Annotated in this window: 15 protein-coding genes; 6 read left to right on the top strand and 9 right to left on the bottom strand. The window is 72.7% G+C overall.

Annotated features, from left to right (window positions below; genetic code table 11):
* Nucleotides 1-162: 162 nt before the first annotated feature.
* Nucleotides 163-804, top strand: a complete 642-nt coding sequence (locus tag CIK06_RS13150) for a class I SAM-dependent methyltransferase (RefSeq protein WP_095565076.1) — start codon at nt 163-165, stop codon at nt 802-804.
* Nucleotides 805-941: 137 nt separating this feature from the next.
* Here the strand turns inward: CIK06_RS13150 and rnhA are convergent, their stop codons facing one another.
* On the bottom strand, nt 942-1,412 hold the full coding sequence (gene rnhA / locus CIK06_RS13145; protein ID WP_095565075.1) for a ribonuclease HI: 471 nt from the start codon (nt 1,410-1,412) through the stop codon (nt 942-944).
* A gap of 10 nt (nt 1,413-1,422) precedes the next feature.
* On the bottom strand, nt 1,423-1,989 hold the full coding sequence (locus CIK06_RS13140; RefSeq protein ID WP_095565074.1) for an NUDIX domain-containing protein: 567 nt from the start codon (nt 1,987-1,989) through the stop codon (nt 1,423-1,425).
* An 89-nt stretch (nt 1,990-2,078) separates the two neighbouring features.
* On the opposite strand from CIK06_RS13140, the gene CIK06_RS13135 reads away from it, so the two are divergent.
* Nucleotides 2,079-2,309, top strand: a complete 231-nt coding sequence (locus CIK06_RS13135; protein WP_095565073.1) for a hypothetical protein — start codon at nt 2,079-2,081, stop codon at nt 2,307-2,309.
* A gap of 99 nt (nt 2,310-2,408) precedes the next feature.
* Here the strand turns inward: CIK06_RS13135 and CIK06_RS13130 are convergent, their stop codons facing one another.
* Entirely contained in the window at nt 2,409-3,803 is a 1,395-nt protein-coding gene (locus tag CIK06_RS13130; protein WP_232534187.1) for an MFS transporter, read from the bottom strand.
* A gap of 159 nt (nt 3,804-3,962) precedes the next feature.
* Between CIK06_RS13130 and CIK06_RS13125 the strand changes: the two genes are divergently transcribed.
* Nucleotides 3,963-4,346: a MarR family winged helix-turn-helix transcriptional regulator gene (locus tag CIK06_RS13125; RefSeq protein WP_095565071.1), complete on the top strand. Its 384-nt coding sequence runs from the start codon at nt 3,963-3,965 to the stop codon at nt 4,344-4,346.
* Nucleotides 4,347-4,740: 394 nt separating this feature from the next.
* Nucleotides 4,741-6,336, top strand: a complete 1,596-nt coding sequence (locus CIK06_RS13120; RefSeq protein ID WP_095565070.1) for a DivIVA domain-containing protein — start codon at nt 4,741-4,743, stop codon at nt 6,334-6,336.
* Nucleotides 6,337-6,503: 167 nt separating this feature from the next.
* Here CIK06_RS13120 and CIK06_RS13115 read toward each other — a convergent pair whose 3' ends face one another.
* Complete coding sequence (locus tag CIK06_RS13115; protein ID WP_095565069.1) at nt 6,504-7,013, bottom strand: NUDIX domain-containing protein; 510 nt, start codon at nt 7,011-7,013, stop codon at nt 6,504-6,506.
* Between the two features lie 458 nt (nt 7,014-7,471).
* Here CIK06_RS13115 and CIK06_RS13110 point away from each other — a divergent pair, with 458 nt between their 5' ends.
* Together CIK06_RS13110 and CIK06_RS13100 are read left to right on the top strand one after the other, a co-directional pair.
* Complete coding sequence (locus CIK06_RS13110) at nt 7,472-8,974, top strand: alpha-L-arabinofuranosidase B (protein ID WP_369916140.1); 1,503 nt, start codon at nt 7,472-7,474, stop codon at nt 8,972-8,974.
* 700 nt (nt 8,975-9,674) lie between these two features.
* Nucleotides 9,675-10,232 (top strand): dihydrofolate reductase family protein, encoded by a 558-nt coding sequence (locus tag CIK06_RS13100; protein WP_095565066.1) that lies wholly within the window; start codon nt 9,675-9,677, stop codon nt 10,230-10,232.
* 202 nt (nt 10,233-10,434) lie between these two features.
* On the opposite strand, the gene CIK06_RS13095 is transcribed toward CIK06_RS13100, so the two are convergent.
* From CIK06_RS13095 to CIK06_RS13075, 5 genes are all read right to left on the bottom strand, one after another.
* Nucleotides 10,435-11,181, bottom strand: a complete 747-nt coding sequence (locus CIK06_RS13095; protein WP_095565065.1) for an MBL fold metallo-hydrolase — start codon at nt 11,179-11,181, stop codon at nt 10,435-10,437.
* Nucleotides 11,182-11,461: 280 nt separating this feature from the next.
* Nucleotides 11,462-11,773: a MoaD/ThiS family protein gene (locus tag CIK06_RS13090; protein WP_095565064.1), complete on the bottom strand. Its 312-nt coding sequence runs from the start codon at nt 11,771-11,773 to the stop codon at nt 11,462-11,464.
* Nucleotides 11,770-12,885: a sialidase family protein gene (locus CIK06_RS13085; RefSeq protein WP_095565063.1), complete on the bottom strand. Its 1,116-nt coding sequence runs from the start codon at nt 12,883-12,885 to the stop codon at nt 11,770-11,772. Before CIK06_RS13085 ends, CIK06_RS13090 begins: the two co-directional genes overlap by 4 nt.
* Before the next feature lie 248 nt (nt 12,886-13,133).
* Nucleotides 13,134-13,667, bottom strand: coding sequence for a GNAT family N-acetyltransferase (locus tag CIK06_RS13080; RefSeq protein WP_095567785.1), 534 nt, complete (start codon nt 13,665-13,667; stop codon nt 13,134-13,136).
* 335 nt (nt 13,668-14,002) lie between these two features.
* On the bottom strand, nt 14,003-14,989 hold the full coding sequence (locus CIK06_RS13075; protein WP_198348233.1) for a LacI family DNA-binding transcriptional regulator: 987 nt from the start codon (nt 14,987-14,989) through the stop codon (nt 14,003-14,005).
* Nucleotides 14,990-15,519 lie beyond the last annotated feature (530 nt).

The raw sequence follows: 15,519 nt of genomic DNA, 5'->3' as shown, positions 1-15,519 counted from the left end.
GACGGGCAGAAATCATGTCTCCGCACTCCTTCCGGGCGAGTTGGCCAACGCGGACCGCCGGACGGCGGCCGTCGAGACGCACGCCATGCTACCTCGCGCGCCGCCCGGACGGCTCGCCCGCCGCGCGTACCCTGGGACGTCCGCCTTCCGGAAGGAGCAGTGATGGCGCGGACCACCGTCTCGCACCCGATCTTCGCCCGGGTGTTCGCGCGGCAGATCGTCCGGCTCGACGAGATCGGCGGTGCGGCGTACCGGCGACGTCTGGTGGCCGGCCTGGCCGGCCGGGTGCTGGAGGTCGGCGCCGGCACCGGCCGGAACCTCCCGCACTACCCGGCCGCCGTGACCGGGGTGCTGGCGGTGGAGCCGGAGCCGCTGCTGCGGGCCGAGGCCGAGCGGGCCGGCACGGCCGCGCCGGTGCCGGTCACCGTCGTCGACGGCGTCGCCGACGCGCTGCCGGCCGCCGACGGCGAGTACGACGCCGTGGTGTTCTCGCTGGTGCTCTGCTCGGTGCCGGACCAGGCCGCCGCGCTGGCCGAGGCGCGTCGGGTGCTGCGACCCGGTGGCCAGCTGCGGTTCCTGGAGCACGTACGGGCCGAGCCCGGCGCGCTGCGGCGGGTGCAGCGGGTGGTCGACGCGACGGTCTGGCCGTGGTTCGCCGGCGGCTGCCACACCGGGCGGGACACCCTCGGCGCGGTCCGGGAGGCCGGTTTCGAGGTCACCGACCTGGACCGGTTCCGGTTCCCCGAGACCCAGGTGCCGATGCCGGCCGCCCCGCACGTGCTGGGCGCGGCCGTCCGGAGCTGACGGCCACGCGGCGGGTCGGCCCGGAGCCCGCCGCGGGTGAGCGGCTGGGTGCGCGCCACGGGTCGGCGGCTGGGTGCGCGCCACGGGTGAGCGGCTGGGTGCGCGCCACGGGTGAGCGGCTCGGAGTACGGCCCGGGTCAGCGGCTCGGGGCGCGGCGGGCGTCGGCCATGCCGGAATTGGCAAGCGCGTCGGCCCGGTCGTTCTCCGGGTGCCCGCTGTGGCCCTTCACCCACAGCCAGGTGATCTCGTGCCGGCCGCAGGCGGTTTCCAGCCGCTGCCACAGGTCGGCGTTCTTCACCGGCTGCCGGGCCGCGGTCCGCCACCCGTTGCGCTTCCACGAGGCCAACCAGCTGGTGATGCCGTTGCGCAGGTACGTGCTGTCGGTGTGCAGTTGGACCGTGGCCGGCCGGGTGAGGCACTCCAGCGCCTGGATGGCGGCCATCAGCTCCATCCGGTTGTTGGTGGTCCCGGCCGGTTCGCCGCCGGACAGTTCCCGTTCGTGGCCGCCGTAGCGCAGCACCGCTCCCCACCCGCCCGGGCCGGGGTTGCCGCTGCACGCCCCGTCGGTCCAGATCTCCACCACCACGCCGGGTACCACGTCCGTCATGCCCGGCAACCTACCGGTCGACCGGTGCCGCCGGTGGCACCGCCGGCCCGGCGTGGTCGCGCCGCCAGGCCAGCAGCCGCCGGTACGCCTCCAGCCCGTCCGGCACCCAGTCCCACTCGTCGAGCCGGCGGTGCAACTGCGACTCGGGCAGGAACGCGTGCCAGGCGACCTCCTCGGGCTGCGGCCGTACCGGAAACGTGCAGGTCACCTCGTGGACTGCGCACCACCAGCTGTGCCGCGGCGTCTCGTACAGGAAGGTGAACAGCGGCGTCGGCGCCGGCAGGCCGGTCACGCCCAGTTCCTCCTCGGCCTCCCGCAGCGCGGCCGCGGCGTAGCTCTCGCCGGCGCCCACCACCCCGCCGACGAACATGTCATAGAGGCCCGGGAAGACCAGCTTGCGGTCGGTCCGGCGATGCACGAAGATCCGCCCGCCCGGGTCCCGGACCAGCACGGCCGCGCAGCGGTGCCGCAACCGCCGGGCGTACGCGTCGGCGCGGGCGGCCCGGCCGACCACCCGGTCGTGCTCGTCGACGATGTCCAGCAGCTCGTCCGCGGACAACGCGGTCTCCTCGGTCATATGCCTATGAAACCGCGTCCCGGCCGGCGGTTGTCGCGCGCCTCCCCTACCCTCGGGTCCTGATCGACGGACCGGAAGGGACCACTCCCGTGGGTAGGCTGATCACCGCACGCAAGATCGGCGAAAGCCCGGACGAGGTACGGTACGAGTTCGGGTTGAACAAGCGGTACGACCGGATCCTGGTGATCGACCCCAGGACCATGCGGGCGCGAGCCGAGAACGGCGACTTCAACTGGGTCGCCAGCGCCATCGCCGCGAAGATCCTCAAGACCCGGCAGGTGAAGGGCACCTTTCCGGCCAGCATGATCTTCGTCGGCTAGACCCGGCTAGACCCCGCCCCGTCCCGCTCAGCCCCGGCCGAACCGTCTCCGGCAGGACGGTCCGGCGGGACGGTCAGGCGGCACGGTCGGACGGGACGGTCAGGCGCGGCGCAGGACTCGCGGCCGACGCAGCAGCGGCAGCAGGTTGAACGCGAGCCCGACCAGGGCGACACCGGTGACCAGGTTGACGCCCGGGTGGTACGGCGCGAACCCGCCGGACCCGGGGCCGTCCGTCGAGACCAGGGCGGTGACGACGGCCAGCACCAGAGCGGCGCCCACCTGGCCGGAGGTCTGCACCAGCCCGGAGGCCAACCCCTGCTCGGAGTCGTGGATGCCGTGCGTCGCCTGGGCGGTGATGGAACTGAACCCGAAGGCGAACCCGCCGCCGAGCAGCAGCATGGTGGGCAGCACCGTGACCAGGTAGTTCGGCGCCGTCCCGGCGGTGGTCAGGAACCACAGGTAGCCCAGGCCGAGCGACGTCATGGCGGTCAGGATGAGCCGCTGGCTGCCGTACCGGTCGATGAGCCGGCCGACGAAGGGCGAGCCGAGCGCCACCAGCAGGCCCGCCGGGAGCAGCGCCAGGGCCATCCGCAGCGGTGACCAGCCCAGCGTGCGCTGGAGGTAGAGGGTCATCATGAACTGGAAGCTGAGGTACGACCCGAACAGCGCGACCATGCTGAGATTGGCCCGCACCAGCGCACCGGCCCGCAGGATGCCCAGCCTGATCAGCGGGTGGGCGACCCGGCGCTCGACCAGGACGAAGCCGGTGAGCAGCAGCACGGCCGCCACGGCCGGGCCGAGGGTGGCCGGATCGGTCCAGCCGCGCTCCGGTGCCGACACCACGGCGTAGACGGCCAGCAGCATCCCGCCGGACAGGGTGCCGGCGCCGAGCAGGTCGTGACCGCCCTCGGCGGACGGTCGGTCGCGGGGAATCAGGGCCACCCCGCCGACCAGCACGCCGATCGCGATCGGTACGGGGATGAGGAAGGTCCACCGCCAGCCGAGCCCGGTGAGCAGGCCGCCGAGGATGAGCCCGGACGAGTAGCCGCTGGCGCCGAAGACCGAGACGATCGAGAGCGCCCGGTTGCGGGCCGGTCCCTCGGGGAACGTCGTGGTCAGGATGGACAGCGCGGTGGGCGCGGTGAAGGCGGCCGCGAGACCCTTGACGAACCGGCTGGCGATCAGCAGTCCCCCGTCGTCCACGAGGCCGCCCAGCAGCGAGGCCGCCGCGAACGCCGCCAGGGCGATCAGGAAGATCCGGCGGCGGCCGAGCAGGTCCGCGACCCGGCCACCGAGCAGGAGCAGACCGCCGTAGCCCAGGACGTAGCCGTTGACGATCCATTGCAGGGAGGCGGTGGACAGGTGCAGTTCGGTGCCGATGGACGGCAGCGCGACCCCGACCATGGAGACGTCCAGGGCGTCGAGGAACAGCACGACGCACAGCACGACGAGCACACCGCGTAGCCGCGGGGTCCAGTGTGCGGCGGGCGGCAAGGGTACGGCTCCGGACGGCCGCGGCGCGGCGTCGGGAGCTGTAGCGGTATCGATCACGAGGTCGAAGGCTATATGCGTACGCATGAAGTGTCCATGCAATTAATGTGTGAGCAAGATATGTAGGTGCATTGACCTGGTGGCGCGGGTAGGATGCCCCAGATGACCGCCGATGCCCACCTGGTCGAGCGCTGGCGCTCCCTCCTGACCTCCTACAACCAGGTCGCGGGCCAGTTGGAACGCGCGCTGCAGGACGGATACGGCCTCACCCTCAGCGAGTTCGAGGCGCTCGACCGGCTGGTGAGCGCCGGCTGTGAGCAGTGCCGCATGCAGGACCTCGCCGGCCAGATGTACCTGAGCCAGAGCGCCCTGTCCCGGACGGTCGCCCGGCTGGAACGGGCCGGGCTGGTGGAACGGGCACTCTGCGAGGCCGACCGGCGCGGCGTCTTCGTGACGCCCACCCAGGAGGGGGTACGGCGGCACGCGGAGGCGCACCGGACCTACGTCCGGGTGCTCGGCGAGCACCTCGACCACGTACCCGCCTGACACCGCCCCGCCACCCCACCGCCCCGCCACCCCACCGCCCCGCCGCCCCGCCGCCCCGCCGCCCCGGAGCGGCCCTACCCCCGCCCATGGGCGTGCCCCGCCTCCGGGCCCTCGCGCGTGCTCGCCGCGGTCCGGCGGGCGCGGCGCGGGCGGCCGGCCGCGTCAGCGGCGCCGGCCAGGGCGGATCGGCTGCTCAGCCGTACGTCGAGGGCCGAACGGAAGCCGGACAGGGTCACTGGGCCACATCTGGGACCCGCGATGGTGCGACACGCCGGGATCGGACCGGGGTGGGGCTAACCTCCGGAGGCGAACGGCGGTACCGTTGCGCCTCATCATGGCCCGTAGTCGCCGGCCGGCGGGCGGGAGCGTACCGGGATCGTACGGAGGATGGCGCATGTCCACCAGTGACGGAGCGTTCACAGGTCTCGACGACGGCGCCGGGCGGCCGAACTTCGAGGTCGGGCTGCGCGGCTACGACAAGCGCCAGGTGGACCGGTACGTCGAGCAGGCCGAGGGCCGGCTGACGGCGCTCACCGCCGAGCACGAGCGGACCGCGGAGCAGGCCCGCAAGCTGGCCGACCAGATCCGCGACATGTCCAAGAAGGACGAACGGCTGCGGGCGGAGCTGACCGAGCTGCGGCGCCGGCCGAGCATGCCGGACCGGGCGACGTTCCGGGACCTCGGCCCGATGGTCGACCAGATCCTCGACCTGGCCGAGAAACAGGCCGGGGTGATCAAGGAGATGGCCGCGCACCGGGCGGCCGACATGCAGAGCGAGGCCGAGAAGGCCGTCGCCGAGGCCCGTGAGCGGGGCGAGGCCGCCGCCCGGGAACTGGCGGAGGAGCTGGCCACCCGCCGGGCCGAGCAGGAAAAGGCGATCGAGGACAGCCAGAGCCGGGCCGAGGCGGAGCTGAACCGGACCCGGGAGCGGGCGGAGAAGCTGCGCGCCGACGGCGAGGCCGCGCAGCGGGCGGCGCAGGAAGAGGCGAAGCGGATCGGCGAGTCCAGCGCGGAGCAGGTCGAACAGGCCCGCGCCGCGGCCGAGGCGCTGATGAAGGCCGCCCGGGCGCAGATCCAGCAGGAGACCCAGGCGGCCCGGGAGCAGAGCCAGCAGGAACTGGCGCAGTGGCAGGCCAGCGTGGAACGGGAGATCGCCGATCGGCGGACCGCCGCCGATCGGTACCTGGCCGACCACCGGGAGGCCGCCGAACGGGAGCTGGCCAGCCAGCGCATCGCCGCCGAGCAGAAGACCGGCCTGCTGATCGCCGAGGCACAGCGGTATTCGGCCGAGGTACGGCAGCGGGCCGAGGAGCAGGTGTCGGTGCACGAGGAACGGCTCGCCGTGCTGCGCGAGGACGTCGCGGAGCGGGAACGGGAGCTGGAGGAGCTGCGCACGGAGCTGGAGGCGGCGCGCAGCGAACTGTCCGAGTCGCGGACCGAGAGCAACGCCGCGCGGCAGAGCCTGGCCGAGGCCGAGCAGCGGCTCGCGGAGATCCGTTCGGAGCTGTCCGCCGAGGTGGACCGGCTTGAGGAGGCCCGGACGGCCGCCGAGTTCGCCGAGCGGCACGCCAAGGACGTACGGGCCCGGGTGCAGCGCGAGGCCAAGCGGGTGGCCGACCTGGCCGCCGCGGCGGTGATGGCCGCCGCGGCCGGCGGCGGGGAGACCGCCGAGTACCCGATGCTGACCGCACGGCACTCGTCCGACAACAGCGGCGGCCGGATCATCGAGGAGGAGCCCGGCCAGGGCGGGTGGAACGAACGGATCCCGACGCAGCGCTCGGGGGACGCCGACCCGAGCGACCGGTTCGGTCCCGACGGCTACGACGACGAGGGCCCGGGCCGGCCCGCGCCGCCGGAGTTCGGCGCCGAGTACGAGGGCGCGATCCGGCCGGCACCGCCCGAGTTCGGTTCCGGCGAGGTCGAGTTCGACACCGACGAGCGGGAGTACGACGAGGAGCCGGCAAACGGTCGGGTGGTCACGAACCCCTGAACGCGCTGAGCGCGGCGGTCGCGCGGTCGTGGCGCCGGCAGGCGGCGCGGCGTGTGGCAGGCGGTCGTGGCGCGTGGCAGGCGGTCGTGGCGCGTGGCAGGCGGTCGTGGCGCCGGTAGGCGGCGCGGCGTGTGGCAGACGGCGCGGCCCGGCGGGCCGCCGGAGGTTCAGAGCGCGTCGGGTTGGCACAGCGCGGGATGCCGCTCGCCGGGGCGGGCGTGCCAGGCTGGGGCGTCCGGACCGCCGGCGGTGTCGATCCGCAGCCGTGCCCACCCGTCGAGGTCGGGCAGCCGGTCCGGTTCGAACCACGCGACCTCGGTCGACTCGTCGTCGTTGACCCGGGGTTCGCCGGCCACCGCCCGGCACCGGAACCAGACGTGCAGATATTCGCACCGATCGCCGTTCGGATAGACCGCCGGATGGGTGGCCACCCCGCCCACCCCGTCGATCCGTACCCGTACCCCGGTCTCCTCGTACACCTCCCGCAGCACCGCGTCCGCGGGCTGCTCGCCGGGGTCGATGACGCCGGCCGGCAGCGACCAGCGGCCGTTGTCGCTGCGCCGCACCAGCAGCACCCGCCCATCGGCATCGTGCACCACGCCGCTGGCGCTGGGCAGGAGCAGCAGGTCGGTGCCGACGTGGGCGCGCAGCCGGGCGATGTAGGGCGAGACGGGCATGCGCCGACGCTACCCGGCGGTGGCGCTGACCGTTGGTGGCGCTATCCGGCGGTGGCGCTACCCGGCGGTGGCGCTGACCGTTGGTGGCGCTGACCGGCGGTGGCGCTGACCGGCGGTGGCGCTGACCGGCGGTGGCGCTAGCCGGTGACGCGGAGCGCGCGGGCGTCCGGAGCGGGCCGGGCGGATCCGTCCGGTGACGGACTCCGGCGACCTGCGGGCACGCCGGTTGCCGTTGCGTCGCTCACGAGTGTCCACTATGTTAACGCTCACAAGCGGTCCATCGCCCCCGGTCGATCAACAGGGGTTCCCCCACCGACGGCCGCCCGCCGCCCCACGCGGCTGGCTCCCGCCGCCCCACGGTTGACCCAACCGGACCACACCCCGCCACGGAAAGGTCACCCATGGCAACATCAACCCCCACTCGGCGCGTACGCCGAATCGCCCTGAGCGTCGCCGGCGTGGCGGCGCTCGTCGCCGGCGCGCTCGTCAACGGCGGCGTGTCACAGGCCGCCACCTCCCAGCCCTGCGACATCTACGCGTCCGGTGGCACCCCGTGTGTGGCCGCGCACAGCACCACCCGGGCGCTGTACGGCTCCTACACCGGCTACCTGTACCAGGTCCGTCGGGCCTCGGACAACACGTACCGCAGCATCACCCCGCTGACCGCCGGCGGGGTGGCCGACGCGTCCATCCAGGACTCGTTCTGCGCGAACACCACCTGCCTGATCACCCGCATCTACGACCAGAGCGGCCGGGGCAACGACCTGACCCAGGCCCCGCCCGGCGGGTTCAGCGGCCCCGAGGCGAACGGTTACGACAACCTCGCCGGCGCGAACGTGGCACCGGTCACCGTGGGCGGCCACAAGGCGTACGGCGTCTTCGTCTCGCCGGGCACCGGCTACCGCAACAACTCCACCAACGGGATCGCCACCGGCGACCAGCCCGAGGGCATGTACGCGATCTTCGACGGCACGCACTACAACAACGGCTGCTGCTTCGACTACGGCAACGCCGAGACCAACAGCCGGGACAACGGCAACGGCACCATGGAGGCCATCTACTTCGGCAACATCACGGCCTGGGGGTACGGCACCGGCAACGGGCCGTGGATCATGGCCGACCTGGAGAACGGCCTCTTCTCCGGCGTCAACACGCGCTACAACGCCAACGACCCGACGGTCACCCACCGGTTCCTCACGGCGATCATCAAGGGCGAGCCGAACCACTGGGCCATCCGCGGCGGCAACGCCCAGTCCGGCGGGCTGTCGACGTACTACAACGGGGTCCGGCCGAACGCCTCGGGCTACAACCCGATGAAGAAGGAAGGCGCCATCATCCTGGGCATCGGCGGCGACAACAGCGTCAGCGGGGCCGGCACCTTCTACGAGGGCGTGATGACCTCCGGATATCCGACCGACGCCACCGAGAACGCGGTCCAGGCCAACATCACCGCCGCCGGCTACGCCACGACCTCGATCACCAGCGGCCCGGCGGTGAACGTCGGATCCTCGGTCTCGCTGCGGGCCACCACCGCCTGCTGCACGACCCGGTACATCTCGCACTCCGGCTCCACCGTCTCCACCGCCGTGGTCACCTCGTCGAGTTCCTCGACCGCGAAGGCGCAGGCAAGCTTCGTGGCACGGGCCGGGCTGGCCAACAGCGCGTGCCGGTCGTTCGAGTCGCGCGACACCCCCGGCAGCTACCTGCGGCACTACAACTTCCAACTGACCCTGAACGCCAACGACGGCAGCGCGATCTTCGCCCAGGACGCGACGTTCTGCCCGCAGACCGGCTTCAACGGCCAGGGCAACACGTTCCGGTCGTACAACTACCCGACCAGGAACATCCGGCACTACAACAACAACGTCTACATCGCCAGCAACGGCGGCGTGCACGACTACGACGCCAGTTCGGTGTGGGGTGACGACGTGAGCTGGGTGGTCAGCGCCGGCTGGGCCTGATCCACTGCGAACGATCCGACGGCGGCGCCGCGGCACCATCACCACCGGCAAACGGTGACAGGTGTGTCCACGGCGCCGCCGTCCACGGTTTCCGTACCGTCCGATCGGATCGGATCGGGCCGGATCGGATCGGGCCGGATCGGATCGGGCCGGATCGGATCGGATCGGGCCGGATCGGATCGGACCGGGCCGGATCGGATCGGATCGGGCCGGGCCGGATCGGATCGGATCGGACCGGGCCGGATCGGATCGGATCGGGCCGGGCCGGATCGGATCGGATCGGGCCCGGGGCCGGGGCCGGGCCGCGACCGGCGGGGCCGGTTGCTCCGTGACAACGCGCAGCGCCCGTCGACGCACCGCGGGATTGGCAAAGTGTGCAGAGTTGTTGTCGCCCGGGCGACAACAACTCTGCACACTTCCCCGCTGCTGCGCCAAGCCGAGTACGCGACGGCCCGGACAGGTGGCCGGACCCGCGTTTCGCACCCGGCCGCCGGCCTACCCGGACACCGGGGTGTCGTGAGACGGCCGTTTGGGGTTTCCACGGGTCCAAGAATTGCCGAGCCGCGAGATCGCGAGGCCGGATCAGCGATGCCCAGACAACTCGGGAAGGCGCCGGCTGGGACCGTGTCCGGCTACCCAACCCGATCACGGGCCCGAGCGTATCGGCCCCGCGGTGGTGGGGGCGTTAGAGTCGCCAGACATGGGCCTGCTCATCTTCAGCCACAACCTCACCCTGGACGGTTGCGTCGACCACCAGGAGGGGATCGCCGATGACGAGACGCGCGCATTCTTCACCCGTCTCATGGACGAGTGCGGGGCAATGCTGTGGGGCCGGGTCACCTACGAGCTGATGGAGGGCTACTGGCCGGCCGTTGCCCGCGGCGACGAGAAGGTGCCGCCGGCCATGCGCGAGTGGGCGGTCAAGCTGGGGGCCAAACCGAAGTACGTGGTGTCCTCGACGCGCAGGGACTTCCCGTGGGCCAACAGCCACCACATCGCCGGTGATCTGCGCGAGGGTGTGCAGAAGCTCAAGGACGCGACCCCGGCCGGGGTTCTCCTTGGAAGCGGCAAGCTCGCCACCGAGCTCGACCGGCTGGACCTGATCGACGAGTACAAGCTGCTCCTCCAACCCAGGATCGCCGGCCACGGTCCCACGCTGTACCAGGGCTGGCGGCGCGGCGCGCGGGTGCTGGAGTTGCTTTCGGCGGTCCCGCTGCGCAACGGCGTGGTGGCCATGCACTACCGCCGCCCGCGCTGAACCACAGGATTCCATCGCCGCCAGCTCACCGGCAGCACGGCGTTTTCGCCGCGCCGCGCAGCACCGACCCCTCGAAGACGAGGACGTCTCCAGCAGCGCGTACCTTCCTGACCCGGCGCCTACCGCGCCGGAGTCTGCTCGATCTCAGCGGTCCCGACAAGACCTCGACGCACACCACCACTGGCAGTTCCGGGCGGTGGGTTCAGGTGGCGTCGAGTGGGATGACCAGGTCCTCTTCCGCGGTGAGCACTTCTGCGTCGAAGCCGGCGCGTGCCGACTCGACGGCGGTCCTCCTGTCGTTGCCCGGCCAGAAGTGAGTGAGCATCAGGCGGCGTGCGCCCGCCCGGGCCGCCCATCGTCCGGCCTCGGAGGAGGTGAGGAGGTTACGCTGGGATTGCCGGGTTTCCCCGGCGCGGTCGGTGGCCTCGACGATGAACAGGTCGACGTCCCTGCCCAACTGGGCCAGGCGCTGGTGCGGGCCGGTGTCGCCGGTGTAGGCGAGCGCGAATCCGTCGGTCTCCAGCCGGATGCCGGCATCGGGCACGTAATGCGGAAGCAGAACGCCAGTCAGGGTGAACGGGCCGACCTGGTAACTTCCGGGCAGTTGGTGGATGTCGAACACCGCGTCCAGGTCCACGTCGGGTTCCAGGGCGGCGAGCCGGGACGGCACGCCCGGGGTGCAGTACAGCGGAATCCGGCGGCCACGGGCCGGCCCGTAGAGGTGGATCCGGAACAGTCCGTGCAGGTCGATGCAGTGGTCGGGGTGCTCGTGGGTGATGACCACCGCGTCCACGGCAGCGTCCGGGCAGTGGGTGAGCAGACGTGGCAGGGTCGCGTAGCCGAGGTCGAGCACCAGGCGGAACCCGTCCCATTCGAGCAGGAAGCCGCTGCAGGCCCGGCCCGGCTCCGGGTAGGCGCCGCAACCTCCCAGAACTGTGAGCTGTCGCATTGGCAAAGCATGCAGGTCCGAGCACGGCCGTCGCACGCGGCCCTGCTCTCGGCGACGCAGGGCTGGGAGACCCGGACGGATCTCGGTCCCGGAGGCGGCGCGGCTTGGCGTCGAGCGCCGGCCGTTGGCCGAGCCGCGCACAGGTTGTCCGCAGGCAGCACGAAGGCGCCGACGCGGCGGTGGCACCACCGCATCACACGCCCGGTCGAGACCTGGCCCGCGACGGTGGCGCCACCCCGCGGGTGCGTGCGTTCCTGGCCCGGCGCCCACCGCGCCGCAGTCATCCCCCCGCCATCGCGCCGAGGATGATGAACGGCTCGGCACCGGCGGCCACCCGCTCCGGCAGCGGCTCGTCCGGTGGAGCGTTGGACAGGTCCTCCTCGCAGGCGTAGAAGCGCACGAGCGCCCGCCGCCGACCGGTGTCGCGCTCCCGGATCGTGCCGACCAGCACCGGGAAGCGCGACTCAAGGGCGTCCAGCACCAGGCGCTGGGTGACCGGACCGGCCGCGGTCGGTGCGGGCACCTCCAGCCGGACCTCGCCGCTGACCTTGGCCAGGTTCTTCAGGTGGGCCGGCAGGATCACCCGGATCACGGCAACACCTGGGCCTCGACCGAGAGCACCGCCGGCAGGTCCCGGACGATCGGCGCCCAGGTGTCGCCGCCGTCGGCCGAGCGGTACACCTGGCCACCGGTGGTGCCGAAGTAGATGCCGGCCGGGTCAAGGGTGTCCACCGCCATGGCGTCCCGCAGCACGTTGACGTAGCAGTTGGCCTGCGGCAGCCCGTCGACCAGCGGCTCCCACTCGTCGCCGCCGGTCCGGCTGCGGTAGACGCGCAGCTTGCCCTCCGGCGGGTAGTGCTCCGAGTCGCTCTTGATCGGCACCACGTAGATGGTCTCCGGCTCGTGCGGGTGCACCGCGATCGGGAAACCGAAGTCCGACGGCAGGTTGCCGCTGACCTCCCGCCAGTTCGCGCCGGCGTCGTCGCTGCGCATCACGTCCCAGTGCTTCTGCATGAACAGCGTGTCCGGCCGGGACGGATGCTGGGTGATGTGGTGCACGCAGTGGCCGACCTCGGAGTCCTCGTCCGGGATCTCCCCGGACCGCAGACCCTTGTTGATCGGCAGCCAGCTCGCCCCGGCGTCGTCGCTGCGGAACGCGCCCGCCGCCGAGATCGCCAGATAGATCCGGTCCGGGTGCACCGGGTCCAGGATGATCGTGTGCAGACACATGCCGCCGGCGCCGGGCTGCCAGCCCGGACCGGTCGGGTGCCGGCGCAGCGCGGTCAGCTCCTGCCACTTCTGCCCACCGTCGCGGGTGACGTACAGGGCCGCGTCCTCGGCGCCCGCGTACACCGTGTCGGGGTCGTCACGGGACGGCTCCAGGTGCCAGATGCGCTTGAACTCCCACGGCCGCGGGGTGCCGTCGTACCACAGGTGCTCGCCGACCTCACCGGCGTAGGTGAAGTCGTTGCCGACCGCGGACCAGGTCCGGCCGCCGTCGTCGGAACGCTGGATCAACTGTCCGAACCAGCCGCTGGACTGCGACGCGTACAGCCGGTCGGGGTCGGCCGGCGATCCGTTGAGATGGTAGATCTCCCAGCCGCCGAAGTGCGGCCCGTCGACCTTCCACTCGTCGCGGGTGCCGTCCGAGGTCAGGGTGAAGGCGCCCTTGCGGGTGCCCACGAGTATCCGTACGCCGGTCATGTGTCGTTTCCCTCCGGTCCTGCCGACAGCGTCTGAGATCAGACCGGCCGGCCCGCCGAAACTCATCGGTCGCGCCGCCGGTCACCCTGGCGACCTTTCCACCGCGCGGCGGGAAAGCCGGGACGGCACGCAGTCTGCCCACCGGGTACGACAGTTCGCCGCGCCCGCGGTCCGGCGGCCGACACCGCCAGCGGCCGGCGGCCGGGGGCGCCCGCGGTCGGCGGTCCCGCGGCCGGCGGCCGCCGGCGTCAGCCGAGCTTCCTGGCCAGGGTCTCGAACACCAGGTCCGGCCGCAAGGGCAGCCCGAACCGCTCGTCGCCGTAGGGGAACGGCGCCGTCTCGCCGGTGCGGGCGTAGCCCCGGCGCTCGTACCAGGCGATCAGGTCCGCGCGCTGCGCGATGACCGTCATCCGCAGTTCGGCGCTGCCCCATTCGTCGCGGGCGTACCGCTCGGCCTCGGCCAGCAGCACCCGGCCCAGCCCGCCGCCCTGGCGGCCGGGCGAGACCGCGAACATGCCGAAGTAGGCGTGGTCGTCGCGGCGTTCCAGTTGGCAGCAGCCGACGATCCCGCTGTCGTCCTCGGCGACCAGCACGACGCCGTCCGGATGGTCGACCGCGTCGCCGACCATCGCCGCGTCGGCGCGCTGGCCGGCCAGCAGGTCCGCCTCATGGGTCCAGCCGGCCCGGCTGCGCTGCCCGCGGTACGCGGATTCGACCAGGTCGACGAGCGCGGCGGTGTCCGCGGGCCGGGCGGCCCGGATGGTGGCGGCGGGTCGGGGCATCACGATCTCCAGGGCGGGGGCGGGACGCCCACCAGCGTACGCAGCCGCCGCCCCGACCCCCGGCACGGACGCCACGGCCGGCACGGCCCCACGACCGGCACGGCCCGACCCCCGGCACGGCCCGACGGACGGCACGGCCCGACGGACGGCACGGCCCGACGGACGGCACGGCCCGACGGACGGCACGGCCCGACGGACGGCACGGCCCGACGGACGGCACGGCCCGACGGACGGCGGGCACGGCCCGGCGCGGCCCGCGGCTCCGATCCTCCGGCACCGCCCGCGCCGCGGTCCCACGGCGCGAGCAGTCTGCCCGGTACGCCTCGCCGGCCGGTTCAGCGCTGGGGCGCGGCCACGCTCTCCCGGGCCACCAGCGTCGGCGCGATCGTCTGCCGGAGCGGGCCGCCGATGCCGGACTCGATCTGGGCCAGCAGCAGGCTGAGGCTCGCCTGCGCGACGGCGTCGAAGTCCGGCCGGATGGTGGTCAGCGGCGGCAGGAAGAACGCGGCCTCCGGCACGTCGTCGAAGCCCACCAGGCTGATCTCCTCGGGCACCCGCCGGCCGTACTCGTGCAGCGCGCGGAGCACGCCGAGCGCGAGGTGGTCGTTGGCGGTGAACACCGCGGTCACGTCGGGCATCCGGGCCAGCACCTGACCGCAGCGGTAGCCGGAGGACGCGGACCAGTCCGCCGGCATCAGCGGCGGGATGTCCGCACCGGCCGTCAGCAGCGCGTCCCGCCAACCCTCGATCCGCCCGGCGCTGTCGAACCAGTCGGAGGGGCCGGACACGTGCCAGACCGTGCGGTGACCGGCGTCGAGCAGGTGCCGGGTGGCCTCACGGGCGCCGGCGGCCTGGTCGACGGTCACCAGCGGCATCGGTCGGCGGGGGTCGCCGTCGACGGTGACCAGCGGGACGTCCTGGGGCAGGCGCTCCAACGCCTCGCCGGCGGACTCGACCGGCGCGATCACGACGATGCCGGCGACCCGGTGGGCCAGGTGCCGCTCGACCACCTCGGAGATCGACCGGTGGTCGAGGTTGCGCACGCTGCCGACGCTGACCGCGAAGCCCTCCTCGGCGGCCGTCTGTTCCAGGGCGGCGAGCAGGGACGCGGGACCGTACAGTGTGGTGTTCTGGGCGACCACGCCGATCACCTGGGAACGGCCGGTCACCAGCGTGCGGGCGGCCCGGTTGGGCCGGTAGCCGAGTTCGGCGATGGCGGCCTGCACCCGCAACCGGGTCTGTTCGCGAACGTTGGGGTGCCCGTTGAGCACCCGCGACACCGTCTGATGGGAAACGCCGGCGAGTCGGGCCACATCCGTCATCGCAGGACCGCGCACGGTCATGTCACTCCCCCCGCCTGCCAGTCGGTCGCCGCAGCCTGTCGACGATGACTGGAGCGGCCAGGGTTGCCCGATCACCTCGCGGTGCCCACTCCGGCGTTCCGGGGTTGGTAGCGCTAGATCCTCAACAGTGTACGCCAGGCCACACCATTGGCCGAGAGCAGGCAACATGGGGCGTCGCTTTCCACACACGGTGTTCCGTCATTTATCGCCCGCCGGTTACGGCGCGGAAAGGCTCCCCCGGCGCGGCATCGTCGGCACGGCCACGATTCGTCGGCACGCCCGCTCGGGTCCACCCGCGGCGAGCGAAATCCCGGGACCGAAACATTGGTGGATGTTTTTGAGGATGACGAACGCCGGGATGGCTGTGATTCCCCTCACGAGCTGCCACTGCGGCCTGGGGAAACACTGGGCCGGGCCGGCCGAACCGGCGACCGGAGTTCGGCTGCCGAACGCATCGACGGGTCCGGTTGAGCGGGCCGTCCACCGACGAAGCCGGCCACGGTCCGGAC

The organism is Plantactinospora sp. KBS50 (assembly GCF_002285795.1).
GTDB lineage: Bacteria > Actinomycetota > Actinomycetes > Mycobacteriales > Micromonosporaceae > KBS50.
Note: the sequence above shows the minus strand (reverse complement) of the source record. Positions and strands in the feature narration are given on the sequence as shown.

What these genes read in the sequence shown, in the direction of transcription:
- CIK06_RS13115 (WP_095565069.1), bottom strand. Translation starts at nt 7,013, where the DNA reads ATGCCCGTCTCGCCCTACATCGCCCGGCTGCGCGCCCACGTCGGCACC.
- CIK06_RS13075 (WP_198348233.1), bottom strand. Translation starts at nt 14,989, where the DNA reads ATGACGGATGTGGCCCGACTCGCCGGCGTTTCCCATCAGACGGTGTCG.
- CIK06_RS13125 (WP_095565071.1), top strand. Translation starts at nt 3,963, where the DNA reads ATGACCGCCGATGCCCACCTGGTCGAGCGCTGGCGCTCCCTCCTGACC.
- CIK06_RS13150 (WP_095565076.1), top strand. Translation starts at nt 163, where the DNA reads ATGGCGCGGACCACCGTCTCGCACCCGATCTTCGCCCGGGTGTTCGCG.
- CIK06_RS13095 (WP_095565065.1), bottom strand. Translation starts at nt 11,181, where the DNA reads ATGCGACAGCTCACAGTTCTGGGAGGTTGCGGCGCCTACCCGGAGCCG.
- CIK06_RS13085 (WP_095565063.1), bottom strand. Translation starts at nt 12,885, where the DNA reads ATGACCGGCGTACGGATACTCGTGGGCACCCGCAAGGGCGCCTTCACC.
- rnhA (WP_095565075.1), bottom strand. Translation starts at nt 1,412, where the DNA reads ATGACGGACGTGGTACCCGGCGTGGTGGTGGAGATCTGGACCGACGGG.
- CIK06_RS13080 (WP_095567785.1), bottom strand. Translation starts at nt 13,667, where the DNA reads ATGCCCCGACCCGCCGCCACCATCCGGGCCGCCCGGCCCGCGGACACC.
- CIK06_RS13140 (WP_095565074.1), bottom strand. Translation starts at nt 1,989, where the DNA reads ATGACCGAGGAGACCGCGTTGTCCGCGGACGAGCTGCTGGACATCGTC.
- CIK06_RS13120 (WP_095565070.1), top strand. Translation starts at nt 4,741, where the DNA reads ATGTCCACCAGTGACGGAGCGTTCACAGGTCTCGACGACGGCGCCGGG.
- CIK06_RS13100 (WP_095565066.1), top strand. Translation starts at nt 9,675, where the DNA reads ATGGGCCTGCTCATCTTCAGCCACAACCTCACCCTGGACGGTTGCGTC.